The 21,625-nt window shown below is 61.1% G+C and carries 18 protein-coding genes, 1 tRNA gene and 3 pseudogenes; 17 read left to right on the top strand and 5 right to left on the bottom strand.

The genetic code is table 11. The annotated features are described in order from the left end of the window. Positions 1-78 precede the first annotated feature (78 nt). Both HMPREF0308_RS08315 and HMPREF0308_RS08320 read right to left on the bottom strand, forming a co-directional pair. Positions 79-1,560 carry a multicopper oxidase family protein gene (locus tag HMPREF0308_RS08315; protein ID WP_005530597.1) on the bottom strand — a complete coding sequence of 494 codons (1,482 nt, stop codon included), beginning with the start codon at positions 1,558-1,560 and terminating at the stop codon, positions 79-81. 71 nt (positions 1,561-1,631) lie between these two features. Beyond that, the gene (locus HMPREF0308_RS08320; RefSeq protein WP_005530598.1) at positions 1,632-2,207 is read right to left on the bottom strand and encodes a CueP family metal-binding protein; all 576 of its coding nucleotides are present in this window, start codon (positions 2,205-2,207) and stop codon (positions 1,632-1,634) included. Between the two features lie 405 nt (positions 2,208-2,612). Between HMPREF0308_RS08320 and HMPREF0308_RS08325 the strand changes: the two genes are divergently transcribed. The 6 genes and pseudogenes from HMPREF0308_RS08325 to HMPREF0308_RS08350 all read left to right on the top strand — a co-directional run. Beyond that, a complete protein-coding gene (locus HMPREF0308_RS08325; protein ID WP_034657279.1) occupies positions 2,613-3,335 on the top strand; it encodes a response regulator transcription factor in 723 nt (240 codons plus the stop codon). After that, a complete protein-coding gene (locus HMPREF0308_RS08330) occupies positions 3,332-4,459 on the top strand; it encodes a sensor histidine kinase (RefSeq protein ID WP_005530603.1) in 1,128 nt (375 codons plus the stop codon). Before HMPREF0308_RS08325 ends, HMPREF0308_RS08330 begins: the two co-directional genes overlap by 4 nt. Before the next feature lie 140 nt (positions 4,460-4,599). Further along, positions 4,600-4,926, top strand: coding sequence for a heavy-metal-associated domain-containing protein (locus HMPREF0308_RS08335; RefSeq protein ID WP_005530605.1), 327 nt, complete (start codon positions 4,600-4,602; stop codon positions 4,924-4,926). A gap of 51 nt (positions 4,927-4,977) precedes the next feature. After that, the gene (locus HMPREF0308_RS08340; RefSeq protein WP_034657280.1) at positions 4,978-7,212 is read left to right on the top strand and encodes a copper-translocating P-type ATPase; all 2,235 of its coding nucleotides are present in this window, start codon (positions 4,978-4,980) and stop codon (positions 7,210-7,212) included. Positions 7,213-7,259: 47 nt separating this feature from the next. Beyond that, positions 7,260-7,874: a YdhK family protein gene (locus HMPREF0308_RS08345; RefSeq protein WP_005530612.1), complete on the top strand. Its 615-nt coding sequence runs from the start codon at positions 7,260-7,262 to the stop codon at positions 7,872-7,874. Positions 7,875-8,101: 227 nt separating this feature from the next. Further along, positions 8,102-8,598 (top strand): annotated as a pseudogene (locus tag HMPREF0308_RS08350) (IS6 family transposase); the annotation flags it as partial. Between the two features lie 202 nt (positions 8,599-8,800). Here the strand turns inward: HMPREF0308_RS08350 and HMPREF0308_RS08355 are convergent. Together HMPREF0308_RS08355 and cmtR are read right to left on the bottom strand one after the other, a co-directional pair. Continuing rightward, complete coding sequence (locus HMPREF0308_RS08355) at positions 8,801-9,397, bottom strand: cadmium resistance transporter (RefSeq protein WP_005530616.1); 597 nt, start codon at positions 9,395-9,397, stop codon at positions 8,801-8,803. Further along, positions 9,397-9,756, bottom strand: a complete 360-nt coding sequence (gene cmtR, locus HMPREF0308_RS08360) for a Cd(II)/Pb(II)-sensing metalloregulatory transcriptional regulator CmtR (protein ID WP_005530617.1) — start codon at positions 9,754-9,756, stop codon at positions 9,397-9,399. Before cmtR ends, HMPREF0308_RS08355 begins: the two co-directional genes overlap by 1 nt. Positions 9,757-10,106: 350 nt before the next feature. On the opposite strand from cmtR, the pseudogene HMPREF0308_RS13305 reads away from it, so the two are divergent. Together HMPREF0308_RS13305 and HMPREF0308_RS13310 are read left to right on the top strand one after the other, a co-directional pair. After that, a pseudogene (locus HMPREF0308_RS13305) lies at positions 10,107-10,400 on the top strand (recombinase family protein); the annotation flags it as partial. 55 nt (positions 10,401-10,455) lie between these two features. After that, a pseudogene (locus tag HMPREF0308_RS13310) lies at positions 10,456-10,833 on the top strand (IS6 family transposase); the annotation flags it as partial. Between the two features lie 191 nt (positions 10,834-11,024). Here the strand turns inward: HMPREF0308_RS13310 and HMPREF0308_RS08370 are convergent. Further along, a tRNA-Leu gene (locus HMPREF0308_RS08370) sits at positions 11,025-11,109 on the bottom strand. 191 nt (positions 11,110-11,300) lie between these two features. Between HMPREF0308_RS08370 and HMPREF0308_RS08375 the strand changes: the two genes are divergently transcribed. The 9 genes from HMPREF0308_RS08375 (at position 11,301) to HMPREF0308_RS08415 (ending at position 21,601) form a co-directional block, all read left to right on the top strand. Next, on the top strand, positions 11,301-12,134 hold the full coding sequence (locus HMPREF0308_RS08375; RefSeq protein WP_005530621.1) for an FHA domain-containing protein: 834 nt from the start codon (positions 11,301-11,303) through the stop codon (positions 12,132-12,134). Positions 12,135-12,161: 27 nt separating this feature from the next. Continuing rightward, positions 12,162-12,614: an FHA domain-containing protein FhaB/FipA gene (locus HMPREF0308_RS08380; RefSeq protein WP_005530622.1), complete on the top strand. Its 453-nt coding sequence runs from the start codon at positions 12,162-12,164 to the stop codon at positions 12,612-12,614. Then, the gene (locus HMPREF0308_RS08385) at positions 12,611-13,972 is read left to right on the top strand and encodes a PP2C family protein-serine/threonine phosphatase (protein WP_005530623.1); all 1,362 of its coding nucleotides are present in this window, start codon (positions 12,611-12,613) and stop codon (positions 13,970-13,972) included. The genes HMPREF0308_RS08380 and HMPREF0308_RS08385 overlap by 4 nt, the downstream gene beginning before the upstream one ends. After that, complete coding sequence (locus HMPREF0308_RS08390) at positions 13,973-15,325, top strand: FtsW/RodA/SpoVE family cell cycle protein (RefSeq protein ID WP_005530624.1); 1,353 nt, start codon at positions 13,973-13,975, stop codon at positions 15,323-15,325. Next, positions 15,322-16,749: a penicillin-binding transpeptidase domain-containing protein gene (locus HMPREF0308_RS08395; protein ID WP_005530625.1), complete on the top strand. Its 1,428-nt coding sequence runs from the start codon at positions 15,322-15,324 to the stop codon at positions 16,747-16,749. The genes HMPREF0308_RS08390 and HMPREF0308_RS08395 overlap by 4 nt, the downstream gene beginning before the upstream one ends. A gap of 2 nt (positions 16,750-16,751) precedes the next feature. Continuing rightward, positions 16,752-18,194, top strand: coding sequence for a serine/threonine-protein kinase (locus HMPREF0308_RS08400; RefSeq protein ID WP_005530626.1), 1,443 nt, complete (start codon positions 16,752-16,754; stop codon positions 18,192-18,194). 3 nt (positions 18,195-18,197) lie between these two features. Then, positions 18,198-20,153: a Stk1 family PASTA domain-containing Ser/Thr kinase gene (gene pknB / locus HMPREF0308_RS08405; protein WP_005530628.1), complete on the top strand. Its 1,956-nt coding sequence runs from the start codon at positions 18,198-18,200 to the stop codon at positions 20,151-20,153. A gap of 70 nt (positions 20,154-20,223) precedes the next feature. Then, positions 20,224-20,496, top strand: a complete 273-nt coding sequence (gene crgA / locus HMPREF0308_RS08410; protein ID WP_005530630.1) for a cell division protein CrgA — start codon at positions 20,224-20,226, stop codon at positions 20,494-20,496. Between the two features lie 16 nt (positions 20,497-20,512). After that, positions 20,513-21,601 carry a sensor histidine kinase gene (locus tag HMPREF0308_RS08415; protein WP_034657282.1) on the top strand — a complete coding sequence of 363 codons (1,089 nt, stop codon included), beginning with the start codon at positions 20,513-20,515 and terminating at the stop codon, positions 21,599-21,601. Positions 21,602-21,625: the final 24 nt, after the last annotated feature.

Raw genomic sequence — 21,625 nt, forward strand, 5'->3', positions numbered from 1 at the left:
CTCACCCCTGACACCAACGCCGTGTTCACTACTCGGGGGACACCCCGCCCACCTCGGCATTCAACCCTGCTGTGGGGGTTACTCGTAGCGAAGCGAGCTGAGCATCCCGGTTTCCATGTGATAGGCGTTATGGCAGTGAAATGCCCACTCACCGGGGTTGTCAGCGATCAGGTCGGCGATCATGGTTTCACCGTGGCGGAGAAGGACGGTGTCCTTGCGTAGTCCGCCGCTGCCGGGCAGCGCCCACGTGTGGCCGTGGATGTGCATGGGGTGGGGCATCATGGTCCTGTTGCGCATGACCATCCGCAGGCGCTGGCCCTCCTGCACGGTCGCGGAGGAGGATTGGCCGTCGGTGAGAATGCTCCATTCATATGGCATCATCTGCCCGCCCAGGTCGATGCTGACTTCTCGGTCTGGTGTGCCCTCGGGCAGGAGTGCACGGTCTGCTGGCTTCAGGGAGGACAGAAGCAGTCCGGTGGACGACAACTCGGGGAAGTCGACATCGGGGTGGGGGGCTTGGCCGCCGGCGGTGCGGATGACGGCGAAGGCGCGGTCGTCTTTACCCACCGCCAAAGCCGTGAGCGGGAAGATGCCGTCGCCGAGGATGACCTCGACGTCGACACGCTCGCCCATCGACAGGTAGATCGATTCGGTCTCCCAGGGCTGGACAGGGAAGCCGTCGGTGTGGGTGACGGTCATGCGGTGGCCACCGAGGGCCACCTTGAAGATGGTGTCACCGCCGGAGTTGATAAACCGCAGGCGGGCTTTGTCGCCCGGGCGAGCCTTGAAGGTCCGGTGAGCACGGGGGATACGTCCGTTGATGAGGTAGTGCGGATACATCACATCGCCGGCATCCCCGCCCAGTACCCGGTCCGGGGTGCCGTGCATCATATGGCCGTGACCTCCCATCCCCTTCTTCCCGTTATGGTCGCCCGAACCCATTCCGGTGAGCTTGTCGAGCTCATCGTCGGGAGTGCCCTGAATGCCATCGACCCAGTCATCGAGCACGATGGTCCACTCGACGTCCTGGTCCTCAGCGTCTTGCGGGTCGCGGACGATCAGTGGGGCGTGGAGGCCGCGATCAAGCTGCAGGCCGGTGTGGGAATGGTAGAAGTAGGTGCCACCGTGGGGGACTTCAAAAACATAGGAGAAAGACTCGCCAGGTCCAATGGGGTCCTGGGTCATGCCGGGCACACCGTCGGCTGCGTTGTGGAGTGCGATGCCATGCCAGTGGATGGAGGTGCTCTCAGGCAGTTCATTGGTGATATCGACCTGGAGGACGTCGCCGGCGGTGGCCTCAATGGCCGCATCCCCGGTGTCAGAGACGTATCCCCACGTCTTGGCTTCGATGCCGCCGATATCCAGAGAGAGGGGCCGGGCGGTTAGTGTCCGGCGCACCGTCGGCTCACCGAGCGCAGTGGGGGTGGGAGTGGGGCGAAGGGAGGGACCTGGTGCCGAGGCAGCGGGTCCAGGGTCGCTGGTGCAGGCGGCCACGGCCCCGGTGCCAGCGAGGACGAGCCCGCCGAGCAGAAACTGTCGTCGGGAAAACGCGTTCATCATGATTTAACCTTCCTTGGTGCTAGATTTCAGTGACACGGGAGACAGGCGCAGGTGAGGACCCTGCTGAGCCATCACGTCAGGCGCAGGTCTGTGACACAGGTGGCACCGTCGTCGGTGGTGGAAAACTCCGTGGTGCCGGTACGCCCCTGGTAGCTGACCTCAATCAAGCCGGTGACATCATCGGGAAGCCAGAAGCCAATAAACCCGTTGTCGAAGGTGGTTGTCGCCTCGTCCACCAGCACCTCACCGGTCGCCTCATCGGTGATCGTGACCTGGATGTCCTCATTGTCGAGTTCCCCCAGGCAGGTCGTGAGGCTGTGGTAGAAGCAGTCGTGGGTGGAGGTGAGATAGGGTGCGATCGAGACATACGTCTGATTGTCGGGAAGATCGACCACGACTTCCTGGTCATCGCTCGAGAGCAACAGTTCATCGGTACGCACTGAGGCGATCAGATCCGTGGGACGCTCAGTGACCTTCTGCCGGTCGAGGTGATCAATGATCTCCACCGCGTCCATGGCGGCCAGGCCATGGGTAGTCAGGAATGTATCCTGGGACACCGTCCCGTCGGCGGTGGGTTCCGGGTCGGCGGCCGAACACCCCGTGAGGGCGAGAGCAAGGGCGGCGACTGCAATCGCTGCTCGTTTCACGTCAATCTCCTTGGATCGTGGGTAGGACCGTGAGAAGACACCGCCCCAAGGTCGATGCCATACCTTTATCTAGCACGGGTGCCTGACGGACTAGAAATCAAAAACCCTGCTCACAGCCTTATAGCAGGGCGAAAAGAGGGCGAATTCGGTGAGCTGGGTCACCACCGGGACACCACCCCACAGCCGTGGGCGATGTCCTTCTACCTGCCCCGGGTATGCGGTGCTTGCAGTGAAATCCCTGGTGGCGCCTGCTGAACCGACCAGGGGAGGCGATGCCGCCGGCCCGGGGTGGGGCACAGGGGTGACGGCGGTCGAAGGGTTATGTTTGAAGATTTGATGAAGATTCCCCGCCGGGTACTGAGCGAGGATGGTATTCCCCCCCTGGCCGGAGCGATACTGGGGTCTATGGCTGACCACACACCGACCACCGCCACGCCCCCGGGGCGGGTGCTGGTCGTCGATGATGAACAACCCCTGGCTCAGATGGTGGCCTCCTACCTCATCCGGGCCGGCTTCGATACCCGCCAGGCGCACACCGGCACTCAGGCCGTGGACGAGACCCGTCGCTTTTCCCCCGATGTTGTGGTGCTGGATCTGGGGCTGCCCGAACTCGACGGCCTGGAGGTGTGCCGACGGATCCGCACCTTCTCGGACTGCTACATCCTCATGCTCACCGCGCGTGGCAGCGAGGACGATAAGATCAGCGGATTGACCTTGGGGGCGGATGACTACATCACCAAACCTTTTAGCATCCGAGAACTGGTGACCCGGGTGCATGCGGTGCTACGCCGCCCGCGCACCAGCACCACCCCACCGCAGGTGACCACCCCCTTGAGCGTTGGTGACCTCATCCTTGACCCCATCGCCCATCAGGTGCGGGTAGGGGAGACGACCGTGGAGCTCACCCGCACGGAGTTCGAGCTGCTGGTTGCCCTGGCCCTGCGCCCCGGCCAGGTGCTGACCCGCCACGACCTGGTCACCGAGGTCTGGGACACCACCTGGGTCGGTGATGAACGCATCGTCGATGTCCACATCGGCAACTTGCGTCGCAAGCTCGGCACCGACACCCGGGGCCGGGGGTTTATCGACACCGTGCGTGGCGTGGGCTACCGGATGGGGCAGCCATGAATCACGGACCCGGCCTGACCTTCCGCTTCCTGGCCGCCCAGGTGTTGGTCGTGGTGATTAGCCTGCTGGTGGCCGCGGCCGTGGCCACGATGGTGGGCCCGACCCTATTCCATGATCATATGTTGATGACCGGCCGGGAGGACCCCTCGCTGGAGCTGTTCCATGCCGAGCAGGCCTACCGGGGCGCCAACCTGATCACCCTGGCCGTCGCCCTGCCCACCGCCTTGATCTGCGCCCTACTGGCCAGCCTGTGGTTATCGCGTCGTCTGCGCACCCCCCTGCAGGATCTTACCCACGCCGCTACCAGCCTGACGGCCGGCAACTCCCGTATCCGCGTGCCCGCCGGAAAAGCAGGCCCCGAGGTCACCACCCTGGCGCATGCCTTCAACACCATGGCCGACCGGCTGGAACACACCGAACAGGTCCGCCGCCAGATGCTCTCTGATCTGGCCCACGAAATGGGCACCCCCTTATCGGTGCTCACGGTCTACCTCGATGGTCTCCAGGACGGGGTCGTGGACTGGAATAATGCCACCCACACGATCATGGCTGACCAACTCACCCGCCTGACCCGGTTGATGGAAGACATCGACGATGTCTCCCGGGCCCAGGAACGCCGGATCGACTTGGACCTGGCACAGGAAGGGCTCGGGGATCTGCTCCATACCGCCGCTGCTGCCGCGGGGGAAGCTTATGCTGACAAAGGCGTCGATTTACAGGTCGAGACCATTACAGACACCGCCCGGGTGCTCGTGGACCGGCAACGCTTCGGCCAGGTGATGAGCAATCTGCTGTCGAACGCGCTACGGCACACCCCGGCCGGCGGGCAGGTCCGGATCAGCGTCCACCGACAGGGGGCGTCCACCGCGCTCATCCACGTCGCCGATGACGGCGAGGGCATCCCACCTGACCAGCTCAGATACATCTTCGAACGCTTCTACCGGGGGGATGCCGCCCGCAGCCGGGACGCCGCCGGAGCCGGTATCGGTCTGACCATCTCCAAGGCATTGATCGAGGCCCACGGCGGCACTCTCACCGCCACCTCCCCCGGCCCCGGTCGCGGAGCGGTCTTTACCCTCCGCCTCCCGCTGCCCCCTCCCGACAGTGAGGAGGCTGCTCGGTGACCACACCCTGCCCCGCGTGAGGGCCGCGCCCTCGACCCATTGAAAATATACCCCCCTGGGGTATGCTGAAAATATACCCCCGGGGGGTATATGCTAAAGAGCGGCATCGCCGCACCCCACCGAACCGAAGGAGCTTTCCCATGATCACCTCCCCGCCCCGCCTCTTGCCGATGGCCTCCCACGGCTGCAGCTGTTGCGGACCTGCCTCACGTGCCGACACCGCCTCCATCCCTGCCGCCAGCGACTCGTCAGCAGGAGGGTCCTCCCCTAGCTACCAGGTCACCGGCCTGACCTGCGGGCACTGCGCGAAAAGCGTGACCCAGGCCCTTCAGGCCCTCCCCCAGGTCAACGACGTCCAAATTGATCTCGCTGCTGGTGGTGTTTCCACCGTCACGGTCACCGGTGTCGTACCCCCGGAGATGGTTCGCCGGGCCATCGAGGGGGCCGGCTACACCGTCTTATCCTGATCAGTTTTACCCATCATCTCGACCCCGACCGGGTTGAGCGAAAGGAACGTCATGAGCACTCCCCACCATTCGGGTGATCACCATGGTGATCACCCCGCTCCGGAAACAGACCACACCCACCACCCGGATCATGCCAGCCACGAACACCACGCAGATGCCGACACCCACGGCCAGGCGATGCCCCACGATCACCCGCACTCCGCCCTGGACGAAGACCACCACGTTCATGGTCACGGCGAACACGCCGGACACAGCACCGCAATGTTTCGGGACCGCTTCTGGTGGTCGCTGATTCTGTCCATTCCCGTCGCTATTTTCAGTCCCATGGTCGCCCACCTGCTCGGCTACCACCTCCCGGCATTTCCCGGATCCACCTGGATCCCCCCGGTGCTAGGCACGATCATCTTCGTCTACGGCGGAACGCCTTTCCTCAAGGGCGGATGGAAAGAACTGAAATCCCGCCAACCCGGGATGATGCTCCTGATCGCCATGGCCATCACCGTGGCGTTTGTCGCCTCCTGGGTCACCACTCTGGGGCTGGGCGGTTTTGACCTGGACTTCTGGTGGGAGCTGGCCCTGCTGGTGACCATCATGCTGCTGGGCCACTGGCTGGAGATGCGCGCTCTCGGGTCCGCGTCCTCCGCGCTTGACGCGCTGACTGCCCTGCTGCCGGATGAGGCCGAGAAAGTCATCGACGGGACCACCCGCACCGTGGCCATCTCCGAGCTGGTCGTCGACGACGTCGTGCTGGTGAGGGCCGGTGCCCGGGTGCCGGCCGACGGAACCATCCTCGACGGAGCCGCCGAATTCGATGAGGCGATGATCACCGGCGAATCCCGTCCCGTCTTCCGCGACACCGGTGACAAGGTGGTCGCCGGTACCGTGGCCACCGACAACACCGTCCGCATCCGGGTGGAGGCTACCGGCGGGGACACCGCCCTGGCCGGGATCCAACGCATGGTTGCCGACGCCCAGGAGTCCTCCTCCCGGGCCCAGGCCCTGGCGGATCGGGCGGCGGCGTTGTTGTTCTGGTTCGCGCTGATCTCCGCTCTGATCACCGCGGTGGTGTGGACCATCATCGGCAGCCCGGACGATGTCGTGGTGCGCACGGTCACGGTGCTGGTCATCGCTTGTCCGCACGCCCTGGGCCTGGCGATTCCGCTGGTCATTGCGATCTCCAGCGAGCGGGCCGCGAAATCCGGGGTGCTCATCAAGGACCGGATGGCGCTCGAGCGGATGCGCACCATCGACGTGGTGCTCTTCGATAAAACCGGCACCCTGACCGAGGGTGCGCACGCGGTCACCGGTGTCGCCCCGGTGCCCGGTACTTCGGAAGGGCACCTGCTGGCCCTGGCCGCCGCCGCCGAGGCCGATAGTGAACACCCCGTGGCCCGCGCCATCGTGGCTGCCGCGGCCGCACACCCGGAGGCCTCACGCCGCCCACTGCGCGCAACCGGTTTCACCGCCGCCTCCGGCCGCGGGGTCTGGGCCACTGTCGATGGCGCTGAGATCCTCGTGGGTGGGCCGAACATGCTGCGCGAGTTCAACCTCACCACCCCGGCCGAGCTCACCGACACCACCAGCGCCTGGACCGGGCGTGGAGCCGGAGTGCTCCATATTGTCCGCGACGGTCAGATCATCGGTGCGGTGGCCGTCGAGGACGAGATCCGCCCTGAATCCCGCGCCGCCGTGAAAGCCCTGCAGGACCGCGGGGTGAAGGTCGCGATGATCACCGGTGACGCGCAGCAGGTGGCCCAGGCGGTTGGCCAGGACTTAGGCATCGATGAGGTCTTCGCCGAGGTCCTGCCCCAGGACAAGGACACCAAGGTCACCCAGTTACAGGAGCGTGGCCTGAGCGTGGCCATGGTCGGTGACGGTGTCAATGACGCCCCCGCTCTGACCCGCGCGGATGTCGGTATCGCCATCGGTGCCGGCACGGATGTGGCCATGGAATCTGCCGGGGTGGTCCTAGCCAATGATGACCCGCGGGCAGTGCTGTCGATGATTGAGCTGTCCCAGGCCAGCTACCGCAAGATGATCCAGAACCTGATCTGGGCCTCTGGCTACAACATCCTCGCCGTGCCGCTGGCCGCCGGAGTGCTTGCCCCGATCGGGTTCGTGCTGTCCCCGGCCGTCGGCGCGATCTTGATGTCTGCCTCGACCATCGTGGTGGCACTGAACGCCCAGCTGTTGCGCCGCATTGATCTGGAGCCGGCTCACCTGGCTCCGACCGACGGGAAGGAGGAATACAGTGGGTCGATATCCCCCGTAACCGTTACTGACTGACCTTGTCCCTCGACCCCTAACTCACACCACCTTTGAAAGGAACGCTCATGAAACGCAGCATTACCCTCGCCGCCTTGGTACTGACCTCCACCCTGGCGCTGACCGCCTGCAGCGACGCCACCGACAACTCTGACGATGCCGACACCACCAGCACCACGACGGCAACCGCAGAGACCAACGAGACCCACCAGGAAGACACCACCACTGCCGACGAAGAGCACGGCGGGCACGACCACCCTGCCGACGGCGGGGCACCGCCGGCAGGCATTGAAGAGGCCGAGGATCCCACGTACCCGGTGGGCACCGAGGTCATCCTCACCGCTGACCACATGCCCGGCATGGACGGGGCCACCGCCACCATTTCCGGGGCGTTTGACACCACGACCTATTCGGTCAGCTACACCCCCACCGAGGGTGGGGCCCCGGTTACCGACCACCGCTGGGTCGTCCATGAGGAGCTCGTCGATCCGGGTCAGGCCCCCCTGCCCGACGGGGCGAGCGTTGTCCTGGATGCCGAGCACATGTCCGGCATGAAGGGTGCTGAGGCCACCATCGATTACTCCACCGAGGAGACGGTCTACATGGTTGATCTCACCGTCGACGGGATGACGATGACCAACCACAAGTGGGTCACCGAGAGCGAGATCCACCCCGCCGAATAGTCCACCCACCCTGAACCGCGAGACCAGACAAGGCACCCGCTCCAGAGTCGGTCATCAATCGCTACCGACCATGCCGCAGCACACCAGCCACACACGGAACCTACACGCCCACAAGGCCCACGCTGAGGTAGACCTTCTGTGTCACTGCTTCTCTTAGTCAGGGGAAATATGCCCTGGAATGACCCTGGTGACAGGAGTTCATTCCAGGGCTTTGTCTCTGCCCACCGGCCAGTTCCTGGCGGGTGGATGAGACCTATATCCGGGTCGGTGGCAGGTGGTGCTACCTCTATCCGGTGATCACCGCCGGTGGCCAGACCCTGGACTTTTACCTCTCTCCGAAGCGGAACGTGGCCGCAGCGAAGCGTTTCCTGGCCAAGGCCGTCAGATCCAATGCGTCAGCCGGGTATCCCAGAGTGATCAACACCAATAAAGCACCCTTCCTAGCCAGGGCAATCGCCGGGTTGAAGTCAGAGGGAGTCTGCCCGTCAACAGTGGAACACCGGCAGGTGAAATACCTCAACAACATCCCGGAAGGCGACCATGGTCGGCTGAAGCGGATCCTCGGGCCGAAAGGCGCGTTTAAGAACCGGACATCTGCACATCGGACGTTGAAAGGGATGGAGGCGATGCACTCATTGCGGAAAAGGCAAGGCACGATGTTTGCCCTCACGGGCAACCGAAACCGGACGCGGTGATCGTCAACCGGGTCTTCGAGACGGCCTAACAACGCCCACACGCAGCGGCCATCAGGGAATGAGAAACTGAGTCTTCGCTGCCCTCCGCCCAACCTTGCAACAGCACCCTCCAAGAACGATTCAAGGGCCTGGCCCCGATGCAGTATCGGAACCAGGCCCCCGCAAAGACCCTAACCATTTAGAATTAACCCAGTCCAGAAAATGGGGGTCAGCTCACTCTGGATGGGCTTATTAGAGGCCGAAGGCGCCGCCGCTGACGAGGATGAAGATGCCCAGGCCGATCAGGACGATCGGGAACAGCACGTGCTCCCAGCGCTCAAGGACTTCTGCGATGGGCGGGCGGGTGGCCACGAACTTTGCCAGCAGGACCAGGCCTGCCACCAGGACGAGGAAAACGATGCAGTAGATGATGACGGCGGCAGTGTCCACGTTGAGGAAGACCGGGACGTAGACGCCGATATTGTCGCCACCGTTGGCAAACGTCACACCGGCGACGGTCAGCACACCCACCTTTTTCCCGGCGATCTTCGCATCATCATCGTCGTCATCATCGCTTCGCCAAGCCTGCCAGGCCGCCCGTAGTCCCAGGGCCAGGGGAATTAGTCCGAAGTACGGGATCGCCTCAGCAGGTAGGAATACTCCTGCCCCCAGCATGACCAGGACTGCGGCCGCGAGGATGCCCATGAAGCCGAGGTACTGCCCAGCCAGAATCCGAAGCGTGGTCCCTTTTTGCCCCGCCCCGCGGGCAAAAAACAGCGAGAGCACGATGATGTCGTCGATATTGGTGGCGATAAACAGACCAATCGCCGACAGTAGACCGGTTACCACTACGCACCCTCCTGTCCATTGACACACCCAGATACGGCGCATCCGGCGTCGATGCATTCGGCGTTGTCATCGACGGCCAGGGTGATATCCAGCAACGCGTTCAACGCCTGCGCCAGATGAGCATCAACGATCTCGTAGCGGGTCTGTCGCCCCTGCGGTTCGGCGACAACAATTCCGCAGTCCCTCAGGCAAGCGAGATAGTTCGACACGTTCGAGCGCGTCAGTTCCAGATCCTGGGCGAGAGCGGCCGGGTAGGCCGGCCCCTCCAGCAGCGCCAGGAGAATGCGGGAACGAGTCGGATCCGCCATGGCCCGACCCAACCGGTTCATCACGTCTAGATGAGAAGAAATAGTCAGCATGTGCTGAACTATACAGTTGTTGCTGAACTAATTTCAACATGGGATGGCGTCGTTGCGAGAGGCCGTCTACACTTTCAGGCTGAGGCCTTCACTGCGCAGGAAGGAAGCGGCCGCCTAGTTGGCGGTGTTCCCGACGTGATTTAAAGGTGAGGGCTATTGCCGGCAGCTTCCGGCCCAGGCCAGTGGCGGCCCACGTACCGATCAGGGTGTCCCACTTCCAAGGAAGTGAGACACCCTTAATGAAACCAATTGAAAATACACAGCCCCAGGAGAGGACTGTTCCACAAGCTATTCCAACGAATTGACTCGCGAAACCTGCTGCAGAATAGACTTCCGGCACGCTGTGGGTCATGGATATTGGTAACGCCCGGGTTTCCACCGCAAAACAAGACCTCGACCGTCAGATCGACGCGCTCCGTAAAGAAGATGTTGCGGATAAATACATCTACGTCGACAAGAAATCCGGATCCACCACGAATCGGCCCGGACTCCAGCAAGCCCGCGCGGGAGATGTCATTGTCGTCCACACCCTCGACCGGCTGGGCCGCACCGTCCGCGACACTCTCAACCTGATCCATGACCTTCAGGAGCGTGGGGTAGGGGTGCGCACCTTGACTGATCCCATCAAGGTCAATTCCTCGAATCGGTGCCGTTGCAAAGTTGGGGCAGTAGGAAGAGCGACGTGAAATAGTCACAGTCATGGGTATCTTCTCCGGTCGTCATTTCCCGTGACATCATTCTGTGGGCAGTGCGGTGGTACTGCCGCTACGGGGTGAGCTACCGCGATCTGGAGGAAATGATGACCGCGCGGGGCGTGCCAGTCGATCACACCACGATCTACCGCTAGGGCCAGAAATACGCCCCTGAGCTGGACAAGCAAACACGGTGGTACCGACACGTTACCTGACTGGCAGGCCAGTTCCTGGCGGGCGGATGAGATCTATATCCGAGTCGGCGGCAGGTGGTGCTACCTCTATCGGGCGATCACCGCCGGTGGCCAGACCCTGGACTTTTTACCTCTCTCCGAAGCGGAACGTGGCCGCAGCGGAACGTTTCCTGGCCAAGGCCGTCAGATCAAGACAACAATCAAGATGACTTATTGACACCATCGAAAACAAAAGTTCGAAAGCCGAGAGCGGGAGTTAGGATGTAAATCCCCACACTTGCAATCCTCGACCGCTCAAGTTCAGAAAAACAAAGAAACCGGAGGTCACAAACCCTTTCAAGTTTGTGACCTCCGGTGTAGCAGTTTGTTGAACTGCTCAGCGTGCCCGGGGCGGGACTTGAACCCGCACGTCCTATAAGGACACTGGCACCTGAAGCCAGCGCGTCTGCCAATTCCGCCACCCGGGCTGGGTACCTAAATGTCTTGGCGACCAACTAACATTAGCATGCAGCAGCGTATTGATAACAAATCCGCTGGCAAAGCCAAACTTTTCTGAGGAAAAGTCCCGGATAAACCTGGGAACTTTGGCCTGTACGGCTACGTTTAGAAGGGGTAGGCACCCTATAATTAGCGCTGCTATAGAAAAGGAGGACAGCACGTGGCATTACTTGAAAGGCTCGCGAAGCTGGATTCCGCCATGCAGCGAGGCTTAGACAACGGCATGGCCTTTGTCTTCGGAGGCAAGGTCGTCCCTGCTGAGATTGAAGAGCTCCTCAAGCAAGAAGCGCAGGACAATCTCGCACGCGGAGACGATGCTAATCTCTACAGCCCCAACGTTATGACCGTAGGCGTGTCCTCCAAGGATTTGGAGAACCTCTCTCAAAACAGAGATCTTCCTGCGGATTTCGCCGAGCAACTCACCCGCTTTGTCAGGAACCACGGCTGGGCCTTCGCCGGCCCGGTCATCGTGCGCATCGCGGAGGAATCGGGATTGCGTACAGGACAGCTCCGCGTGTCCTCGTTCATCGATCACGAGCCCACTGAGGAAACCGGTTTCGACGCAATCTTTCACGAAGACGATGGTCAGGAGGACCATATGACTAACCCCAATAATGCAGATGAGGCCGCAACCACCGCTTTCTTGGCGCAGAGCCAGCAGCCGGAGCAGCCGCAGCCACATGGCCCAGCTGTCAACCTCATGCTGCAGGACGGTTCCTCCCGCGTGTACCACGTGCAGGAAGGTTCCAACATCATCGGCCGCAGCAACGACGCCGACCTTCGCCTGCCAGACACCGGCGTGTCCCGTCAGCATGCTGAAATTACCTGGAACGGCCAAGACGCCATCCTGGTAGACCTACAGTCCACCAACGGCACCACCGTGAACGAAACCCCAATCGATAACTGGCTGCTGGCAGACGGTGACGTCATCACCATGGGCCATTCCCACATCGAGGTTCGTATCACCGGTACACAGCCAAACAAAAACTACTAATACAAGCTCGAGAGAAAGGAGGTCACCATGGATTCGGTCGTTTTGTTAGCTCTGCGCATCGGCCTGCTCGCACTGTTGTGGCTTTTCATCCTGGTGGCCTTGAATGCGATGCGCCGAGACGCCAACAAGGCTGCCGGCGTGTATCAGCCCTCAGCGCAAACTAAGTCTTCCCCGCGGCGCCGCGAAGTTCCTAAGCAGATCAACATCGTGGATGGTCCGCTACGCGGCTCCCACATGCAGTTGGGCACCCTCGAGGAATGCACTATGGGCCGCGCCCAAGACTGTGACTTTGTCACAGGTGATGACTTTTCTTCCGGTCATCACGCCCGGCTTTTCCGCCGCGGCAGCGAATGGTTTATTGAAGACCTTGAATCCCGCAACGGCACCTTCGTCGGTGGCGTTCGCATTGACCAGCCGGAACGAGTTGGCGTTGGCAGCGACATCAAACTTGGCCGCACGACCGTGAGGTTGATGGCATGACATTGAGCCTAAAATTCACCGCGATTACTGACCGCGGCCTAGTACGCCAAAACAATGAGGACAGCGCGCACGCCGGTCCCCATCTTTTGCTTTTGGCTGACGGCATGGGAGGCCACGCCGCAGGCGAGGTCGCATCCAAGCTCATGGTCGAGCACTTGGAACACCTCGAGCAAGACCCCGAGGACAACGACATGCTCGCCCTCCTGGGCGCCGCAGCTGAGGATGCAAACGCGTCCATCGCAGCGCACGTCGAGCAGCACCCAGAGACCGAGGGCATGGGCACCACGCTGACCGCGATGATGTTCAACGGTTCCGAGTTTGGTGTCTGCCACGTCGGTGACTCCCGTGGTTACCGCCTGCGCGCGGGCAAGTTGACGCAGATCACCAAGGACGACACCTATGTGCAGTCCCTGGTGGATGAGGGTCGCCTCGACCCAGCTGACGTCTCTTCACACCCGCAGAAGTCGCTCATCCTCAAGGCCTATACCGGCCGCCCGGTTGACCCCACCTTGTTCATGCTGGACGCCAAGGTCGGCGACCGCCTCCTGTTGTGCTCCGACGGCTTGTCCGATCCCGTCACAGCCTCCACCATTGAGTTGGCGCTGGGCCAGGGCACGCTTGACGACGCCGCGGTAACCCTCCGCGATCTCGCCCTGCGCTCCGGCGGTCCGGACAACGTGACTATCGTCCTGGCGGAAGTGGTTGAGGGCAAGGGCGACAGCTCGCCTGTCACCGTCGGCGCGATCGCCGGCGTTGTCCCAGAACCTACTCACCCCGACTCCGCTGCGAGTCGGGCGGCGGCGCTGACGCGCCCGCGGGAGGCGTCGCCAAGCATTGCTGCGTCCCGGCAGGCCGCAGAAGAAGATGAAGAGTCCGAGGAGCCTCACAGTCCCAAGAAAAAGGTGGGCTGGAAGATCATCGGCGCACTCGTGGCTGTGCTTGTGCTCGTCATCGGCAGCGGATTCTGGACCAAGAACGAGATTTCGAACAACTTCTACGTAGCCATCGGCGAAGAGGAAGTGATAACGATCCACCAAGGCGTGGACTTCTCCATCTTCGGCCGCTCGCTGCAACACCAGTACCAAAATGCGTGCATCGATAAGGCAAATACTTTGCGTCTGGGCTCCGCGCCCTGCGAGGGAGACTTCTCCGCGTTCAAGGTGAGCGACCTTCCAGATTCCGAGCGCGCTGCGGTTGGAAACCTGCCCTCCGGTACCTATGCGGAGGTTCAGACCCAACTGTCGACCTTGTCCTCCAAGGCACTCAAGCCTTGCATCACCGCGCCCAGCGGAAAAACGGACAAGAAGTTAGAAAACAAAGCCGCGAAACCAGGAGTTACTTGCCGGGAGGTGAGTTAAGTGAAGAAGGTTTTTTCCCGTGGCACGGAGCTCGGGCTGCTGATCCTGGCAACCCTCGTCTTTGCCATCACCCTCGTAAGCCTGGAGCTTTCCCAGGGCAACATCCTCACCGTGGATGTCCTTTACCTCATCGGTGGATTCATCGGCGTGTTCACTGTCGCGCACTTAGCGCTGTGTTTCTTGGCGCCGCACTCCGATCAGCTGATGCTGCCTATAGTCTCGCTGCTCAACGGCACGGGCCTCATTATGCTGGCGCGCTTGGACCTCGCCAATGATGGTGGCCTGGCAACCCGCCAGGTGATGTGGACCATCGTCGGTCTCATCCTATTCGTCCTGGTGCTGGTGGTTTTGCGAGATCACCGTTCGCTGACTCGCTATTCCTACATCCTGGGGGCAGCTGGCCTGGTCCTTCTGGCACTGCCGCTAGTATGGCCGCAGCCCCCAGGAGTTGAGGCCCGTATCTGGCTGTGGCTTGGACCTTTCTCCATCCAGCCGGGTGAGTTCTCCAAGATCATGCTGATCTTGTTCTTCGCCATGCTGCTGACCCAGAAGCGTTCGCTGTTCACGGTAGCCGGCTACAAGTTCTTGGGGCTTTCCCTGCCGCGTCTACGCGACCTCGCACCGATTCTGGTGATTTGGGGCATCGCGATCGTCATCATGGGCATCTCCAATGACTTTGGCCCAGCGCTGCTGCTGTTCTCCACGGTCTTGGGCATGCTATTTATGGCCACGGGCCGTGTCAGCTGGCTGCTCATTGGCTTGCTCCTCGTGGGTGTTGGCGGCTTCGGCATTTACCAGATCTCGTCGAAGATTCAGCTGCGCTTTTCCAACTTCCTGGACCCGCTCGGCAACTATGACAACGGCGGATACCAGTTATCCCAGGCATTGTTCGGCATGTCCTCGGGCGGCATCTCTGGCACCGGCTTGGGCCAGGGCCACCCAGAGATCGTGCCGGTCGCGCACTCCGACTTCATCCTCGCCGGAATCGGTGAGGAGTTCGGCCTCATAGGCTTGGCAGCCGTGCTCATCATGTTCGCCATGCTGATCTCCCGCGGCTTCAACACCGCACTGAAGTCCCGCGATTCCTACGGCAAGCTCGTGGCATCCGGCCTGTCCTTGACGCTGGCCGTGCAGGTCTTCGTGGTCACTGGCGGCATTTCTGCAATGCTGCCGATGACCGGCCTGACCACCCCATTCATGTCCGCCGGCGGTTCCTCGCTGATGGCCAACTACATGCTCCTGGCAATCCTGCTGCGGATCTCTAATGCAGCTCGCCGCCCGGCGCGTGAGACCACCAGCAACGCGCCGAGCGACACATCCATGTTCCCCGCTGTACAGGAGGCAACCCGATGAATAAGTCGATCCGCCTCGTCTCTCTCTTCGCCGTCCTTCTGACCGCAGTTCTGTTGATCAACCTCACTGTGGTGCAGGCATTTTCAGACGACAAGTACGCGCATAACCCGAGAAACATGCGTGGCTACTACGCCATGCAGTCCACCCCACGCGGCCAGATTTTCGCAGGGGACACCGTCTTGGCTAAGTCCACTGCGGACTCCGAGGGCAATTACTCGCGTTCCTACCCCACTGACTCCCCGGCCTTTTCCAACATCACAGGCTACTTATCGACGCAGTTTGGTGCTTCCCAGCTGGAGGCTTCCCAGAATGACATCCTCAACGGCACTGACGATTCGCTGCTTGCCCAGAACTGGCTCGACACCATCTCCGGCAAGGAAAAGGTAGGCGCCAACGTCGAGGTAACCATCGATCCTGCCCTTCAGCAGGCTGCTTATGACCAGCTCACCGGCCCTGGCTACAATGGCGCCGCGGTGGCGATCCAGCCTTCCACCGGCAAGATCCTGGCCATGGCTTCCTCACCGAGCTACAACACAAATGACCTGCTGGGTGACAACGCCGACGACACCTGGACCGCACTGCAGGAGCAGGCGGGAGCGCCGCTTCTCAACCACGCCACGCAGGACACCTTGCCACCGGGCTCGATTTTCAAGATCATCACCACCGCGGCCGGCCTCAACAACGGTTTCACCCCGAGTTCTTCGCTAACCGGCGCGAACTCCATCGTCCTGCCTGACACAGTCACCGAGTTGACCAACTACGGTAATCAGATGTGCGGCGGGTCCCAGACGGTGACCCTGCAGACCGCCTTCGCGTTGTCCTGTAACACTGCCTTCGTGCAGATGTCCGAATCCATCGGCGCCGACGAGCTACGCAAGTACGCAGACGCTTTCGGCGTAGGCGAGAACTACAACTTGGGCGTCGACACGTCCCCAGGTAACTTGGGCGAGCTTGGCGACGGCGCGCAGGTCGCCCAGTCCGCCATCGGCCAGCGTGACGTCACCATGTCTGCTTTGCAGGCGGCAATCATGGCCGGAACCGTGGCCAACAAGGGCAAGCGCATGCAGCCCTACTTGGTCAACCGCATCACGGATGCACAGATGAACGAAATCCGTGCCACCCAGCCGCGCCAAGCCAAGGAAGCAGTAAAGGAAGACGTTGCGAACACGATCAAGGACTTGATGCTCAGCTCGGAGCGTTCGACGTACGGCTATGACGGCAACACTTTTGCCTCGAAGACCGGTACGGCCGAGCACGGCGAGGGCCTCGCGCCACACGTGTGGTACGTGGCTTTTGACCCAGACCGAGACATCGCTGTCGCGGTAGTGGTCAAAGACGGTGGCAACCTTGGGCAGAGCGCTACCGGTGGACAAGTATCCGCCCCAATCGGGCGCGCAATTCTGCGCGCATATGGAGGTCAGTAGTAATGAGCAATGCGGATAATAGAGAGCATCTCCAGCATCTCATCGGCGACGACTACCAGCTGCAGTGGATTATCGGCCACGGCGGCATGTCTACTGTGTGGCTCGCTGACGACGTCCATGGCGACCGCGAGGTTGCCCTCAAGGTTCTGCGGCCAGAGTTCTCGGACAACGATGAGTTCTTGAGCCGATTCCGGAACGAGGCCGAGTCAGCCGAGTCCATCTCCTCTGAGAACGTTGTGGCCACCTATGACTACCGTGAGCTAGAGGACAACGGCCGTACGTTCTGCTTTATGGCTTTGGAATACGTGCGCGGTGAGTCTTTGGCGGATCTCCTGGCGCGCGAGGGCGCTTTGCCTGAGCCCCTAGCGCTCGACGTCATGGAGCAGGCAGCACACGGACTTTCTGTCATTCACCGAATGGGCCTGGTGCACCGCGACATCAAGCCCGGCAATCTCATGATCACCCAAAATGGACAAGTCAAGATCACCGACTTCGGCATCGCGAAAGCCGCAGCCGCTGTTCCACTGACCCGCACGGGCATGGTGGTGGGCACCGCCCAATACGTCTCCCCGGAGCAGGCACAGGGCCTCGACGTGACGCCGGCTTCCGACGTCTACTCCCTCGGCGTTGTCGGTTATGAAATGCTGGCTGGCAAGCGCCCGTTTAGCGGCGACTCCTCGGTCTCCGTGGCGCTTGCCCACATCAGCCAGGCGCCGGAGGCGCTCTCGACGTCGATTAGCGCACCTGCTCGTGAGCTCATCGGAATTTCGCTCCGTAAGGATCCCACCACCCGTTTTGCCGATGGCAACGAGTTCACCAACGCCATCTCCGCGGTGCGTGACGGCCAGCGTCCGCCGCAGCCCAAGTCTGCTGCGCTCGCGCCGCTCGCTGCTGAGCCTTCCCCGTCCGCATCGACGGAATTGCTGGCCAGCGTGGCCAACCCGAAGACCGCTACTCCTGAGTACGCGCCGGTCAAGGACACCCCACGCCCGGCGGCCAAACACCAGCAAAAAAGCAAGGAGAGCTCCGGCTTTGGCGTCGGCCTGCTCATCGCTGCGGCCATTGCGGCGCTCGTGGCACTGGGATTTTTCGCCGCCAACTTCTTCAAAGGCACTGGAGAATCGGAAGAGACATCCCGCACCCCCGAGTCCATCGTGGTGACGGAATACCGTGGCCCTGTCACCACTGAAGTCATCACGCCCGAAGAATCCACGGAGGATACTCCGGAAGAAGTGACAGTAACAACCACGCACTCGGTGGAGCCGAAAACCTCACAGCAACAGACTCCAACGCCCGTACAGCCAGTTGAGCCTTCCACCGAACAGGAAATTCCCGCCACAGAAGAGCAGGAGACGGAGGTCAATGAACAGCCAACTACTAATTCCGAAGTAAACTCGCAGCCTGAAAACCCCTTTGAGAAACTACTACCCCAGGATGGTGCCTAGAACATGGGCAATGACCGCTACCACCTCCGCCACGTCATCGGATCTGGCGGCATGTCTGAGGTCTACGAGGCTGAAGACACAGTTCTGGGACGCACGGTTGCTGTAAAAATGCTGCGCCCTGAGATGGCGCGCGACGTCAACTTTCGTGAGCGCTTCCGCCGCGAGGCGCAAAACTCCAGCAGACTCAATCACCCGAACATCGTGTCGGTGTTTGACACCGGCGAGAAGGACGTCAACGGCCTGACCATCCCTTATATCGTGATGGAGCTGGTCAACGGACGTACTCTGCGCGATATCGTGCGCGAAGATGGTCCGCTCCCCTCGCAGGAAGCTGCACAGATTCTGGCGCCTGTCGCCGACGCATTGCAAGCCTCCCACGAGGCGGGAATCATCCACCGCGATATCAAGCCGGCAAACATCATGCTGACTGGCACCGGCCAGGTAAAGGTGATGGACTTCGGCATCGCCCGCGCTCTGGATGACTCCACCTCAGCCATGACGCAGACCTCTGCCGTCATCGGCACTGCCCAGTATCTTTCCCCGGAACAGGCCCGTGGCAAACCTGCCGATGCCCGCTCCGACGTTTATGCCTTGGGCTGTGTCATGTACGAGGCGGTCACCGGCCGCACTCCTTTCGAAGGCGAGACACCATTCGCGGTGGCCTACCAGCACGTCCAAGAGGACCCAGTTCCACCGACCCAGTACGTGGACGTGCAGCGTCTAACCGATACGCAACGTCTCAACATCGATGCCGTCATCTTGACCGCTATGGCCAAGCACCCAGCGGATCGCTACCAGTCTGCGTGGGAGATGGGCGAGGATCTAAGGCGGATGGGCAATGGCCAGCTCACCGAAGCTGCCCGCGGGCACGTCACTGTAGAAGATCACCCCACGGCCATGGTCGCGCCGGTCGCGGATGCGTCGGTTGGCCAGCACCGCGCGCCGGTAAAATCCACGCGCCCTTCTGAGGATGACGAGGGCGGCAACGGGTTGAAATGGCTCGCTTTGTTCCTAGCGGGTCTTTTGGTTGCCATCATGGGCTATTTTGCCTGGGACTTCTGGCAGTCCTCCCGCGAGGAAAGCCGCATCGAACAACAGCAACGCGAAGACGCTGCGGCGCGCGCCAACATGGTCGTGGTGCCGAAGGTGGAAAAGCGTCCGCGCAATGAGGTTGTGGCAGAACTTGAGAAGATGGGCCTTTTGGTCACTGTCAATGAAGAGGCTAATCCCGACATTGACCGCAACAAGGTCATTCGCATCAATCCGGCTCCGGGCTCTGAACTGCAAAAAGGCTCTTCTGTGACGCTGACCGTTTCCTCGGGCGACGAGATCACTGATGTCCCGGATCTCTCCGGAATGACGTTGGAAGAGGCAGGCAAGGCGCTTTCCGACGCCGGTCTTTCCCTCAACGACAAGATCGAGGAGACCAACGACGACGCGCCGGCTGGTCAGATCGTCTCGCAGAACCCAGCCGGCGGCTCGCGGCTTTCCAAGGGCTCAAAGGTTAAGGTCACCGTGTCTAAGGGCAAGGAAGAAGCTCAGGTTCCAGACGTCACCGGCATGCCACAAGCACGCGCTGTCAGCATGCTGGAGTCCGTTGGCTTCAAGGTCAACGTGAACGTCGTTGACTCGCAGGAGCCGGAAGACCGGGTGGTGTCGGTGAGCAACCAAGGCAGGAAACTGGCGAAGGGTGAGACCGTCACGATTGAGGTCTCCAATGGCATGCTCATTACGGCACCGGACCTGTTGCACAAGACGCCTTCTGAGGCTGAATCCGCGCTGCGCTCTGCCGGCTGGCAGGGTAGCGTGCGCACCGGCCCCGTTGTTCCTACCGGTGCGCTGGTGGATAACGGCCGCGTCGGCTGGGCCTCCGTTAACTCGGGCGACCTCATCCGCAAGAATGCAACCGTGGAGCTCCGCGTTTGGGAGTTCAACGCCTCGGCGCTGCTCCCACGCTAGTAGCAGACGAATTTCGCCTGCTAAAGTAACCGTTAAAAAGAATGCCTAAAGAAAAGTTGAAGGTTTAGCAATGCCAAAGTCAAAGATCACCCAGAGCTCGGGCGTTCCGCAGTCCTCTAGCTCTGCGGCCAACCGCACTCCGGTCAAGATCAATTCCGAGGGCACGCCGAAGTGGTACATCGCCATCATGCTGGGCCTGATGGTCATCGGCCTGCTATGGCTCGTGGTTAACTACCTGGCTGGCGAGTCCATCCCGTTCATGCAGGAGCTCGGCGCCTGGAACTACGGCATTGGCTTCGGTCTCGCCATCATCGGCCTCCTGATGACCATGGGCTGGCGCTAAACTTCATCCCTAAACCGTGAACTCTACGAGGTTCTATCGTTTCGCTGGCGTCGGCTGCATCATCGTGGTGATGCTGACCGTGGCCACCGATCCGCAATTCCTCTCCCCTGGCGCGCTATTGATTGCTGCCCTCGGCGTGGCTCTTACCCCGCTCGGTATGAACCACCCGCTGTGGGCGGCTGCGGCATATAGCGTGCTTTTTGCTATTTGTGGATGGCATCCCGAATGGCGCTCCCTTTTGCTTCTAGCATGGAGTGCAGTCATCGTAGGGCTTATTTCCTACCGACGCCCGTGGACTCACGCCGTTATCCCCGGGCTCGTATTGGTCCTACTCTCAATTGTCGATCCAACCCAAGGCGTGCTGGCTTCGCTGGATCTCTTTAGCTTCTTGTTAGTGGCTGCCTTCAATGTCGCGGGAATCATCGTTGGTGTCTCGCTAAAGAAGGCACGTCAGCGCCAGCAAGCGGCTGAACAGCGTAGCCAGGAATACCGGCACGCGCTGATGACCACCTTGCATGATTCAGTGGCCACAACATTAACCTCGGTGGTCATGCGCTCGGAGACTCTCGGACTCATGGGCACCGACTCAAAACTAAAAGAAAACTCCGCAGCTATCGCTGACGACGCACGCAAGGCCATGGGTGAAGTCCGCGATCTACTCCGCCTGATGAAGAACGAAGACGAACCTCTGCTCAAGAAAGCACGTTCAACCGCTGCTGAAGAGCTCGAAGAGATGCAGTCCTTCCTGCACAGCCATGGGTTTGATTGCACCGTGGAAGGCAGACTCGGAAAACTAGCGCGAACCATGGCGCTGCCCAATGACCTGCATTTGGTCTTTTCAGAGCTCTGTGCAAACCTCATCAAATACACCGCTGCAGACTCACAAATTGCCATCGTGTTCAAACGCAACCACCGCGGCATCGATATCCAAATTCGCTCTGTCATCGCCAAAGCACAGGCCGATCAACACATAACCACCGGATTGGGCATTTCCGAAATTCAAAAACGTGTCGCAGCAGCCAACGGCACTTTTAGCAGCGGACCTAAAAACGGAATGTGGATTAGCACGCTATACATCCCGCTTTCAAGTATGGTGCGCAGATAAACTTACCTTGTAGTAGTCTAAGGC

The sequence above is a fragment of the Corynebacterium striatum ATCC 6940 genome (assembly GCF_000159135.1).
GTDB classification, from domain to species: Bacteria; Actinomycetota; Actinomycetes; order Mycobacteriales; family Mycobacteriaceae; genus Corynebacterium; species Corynebacterium striatum.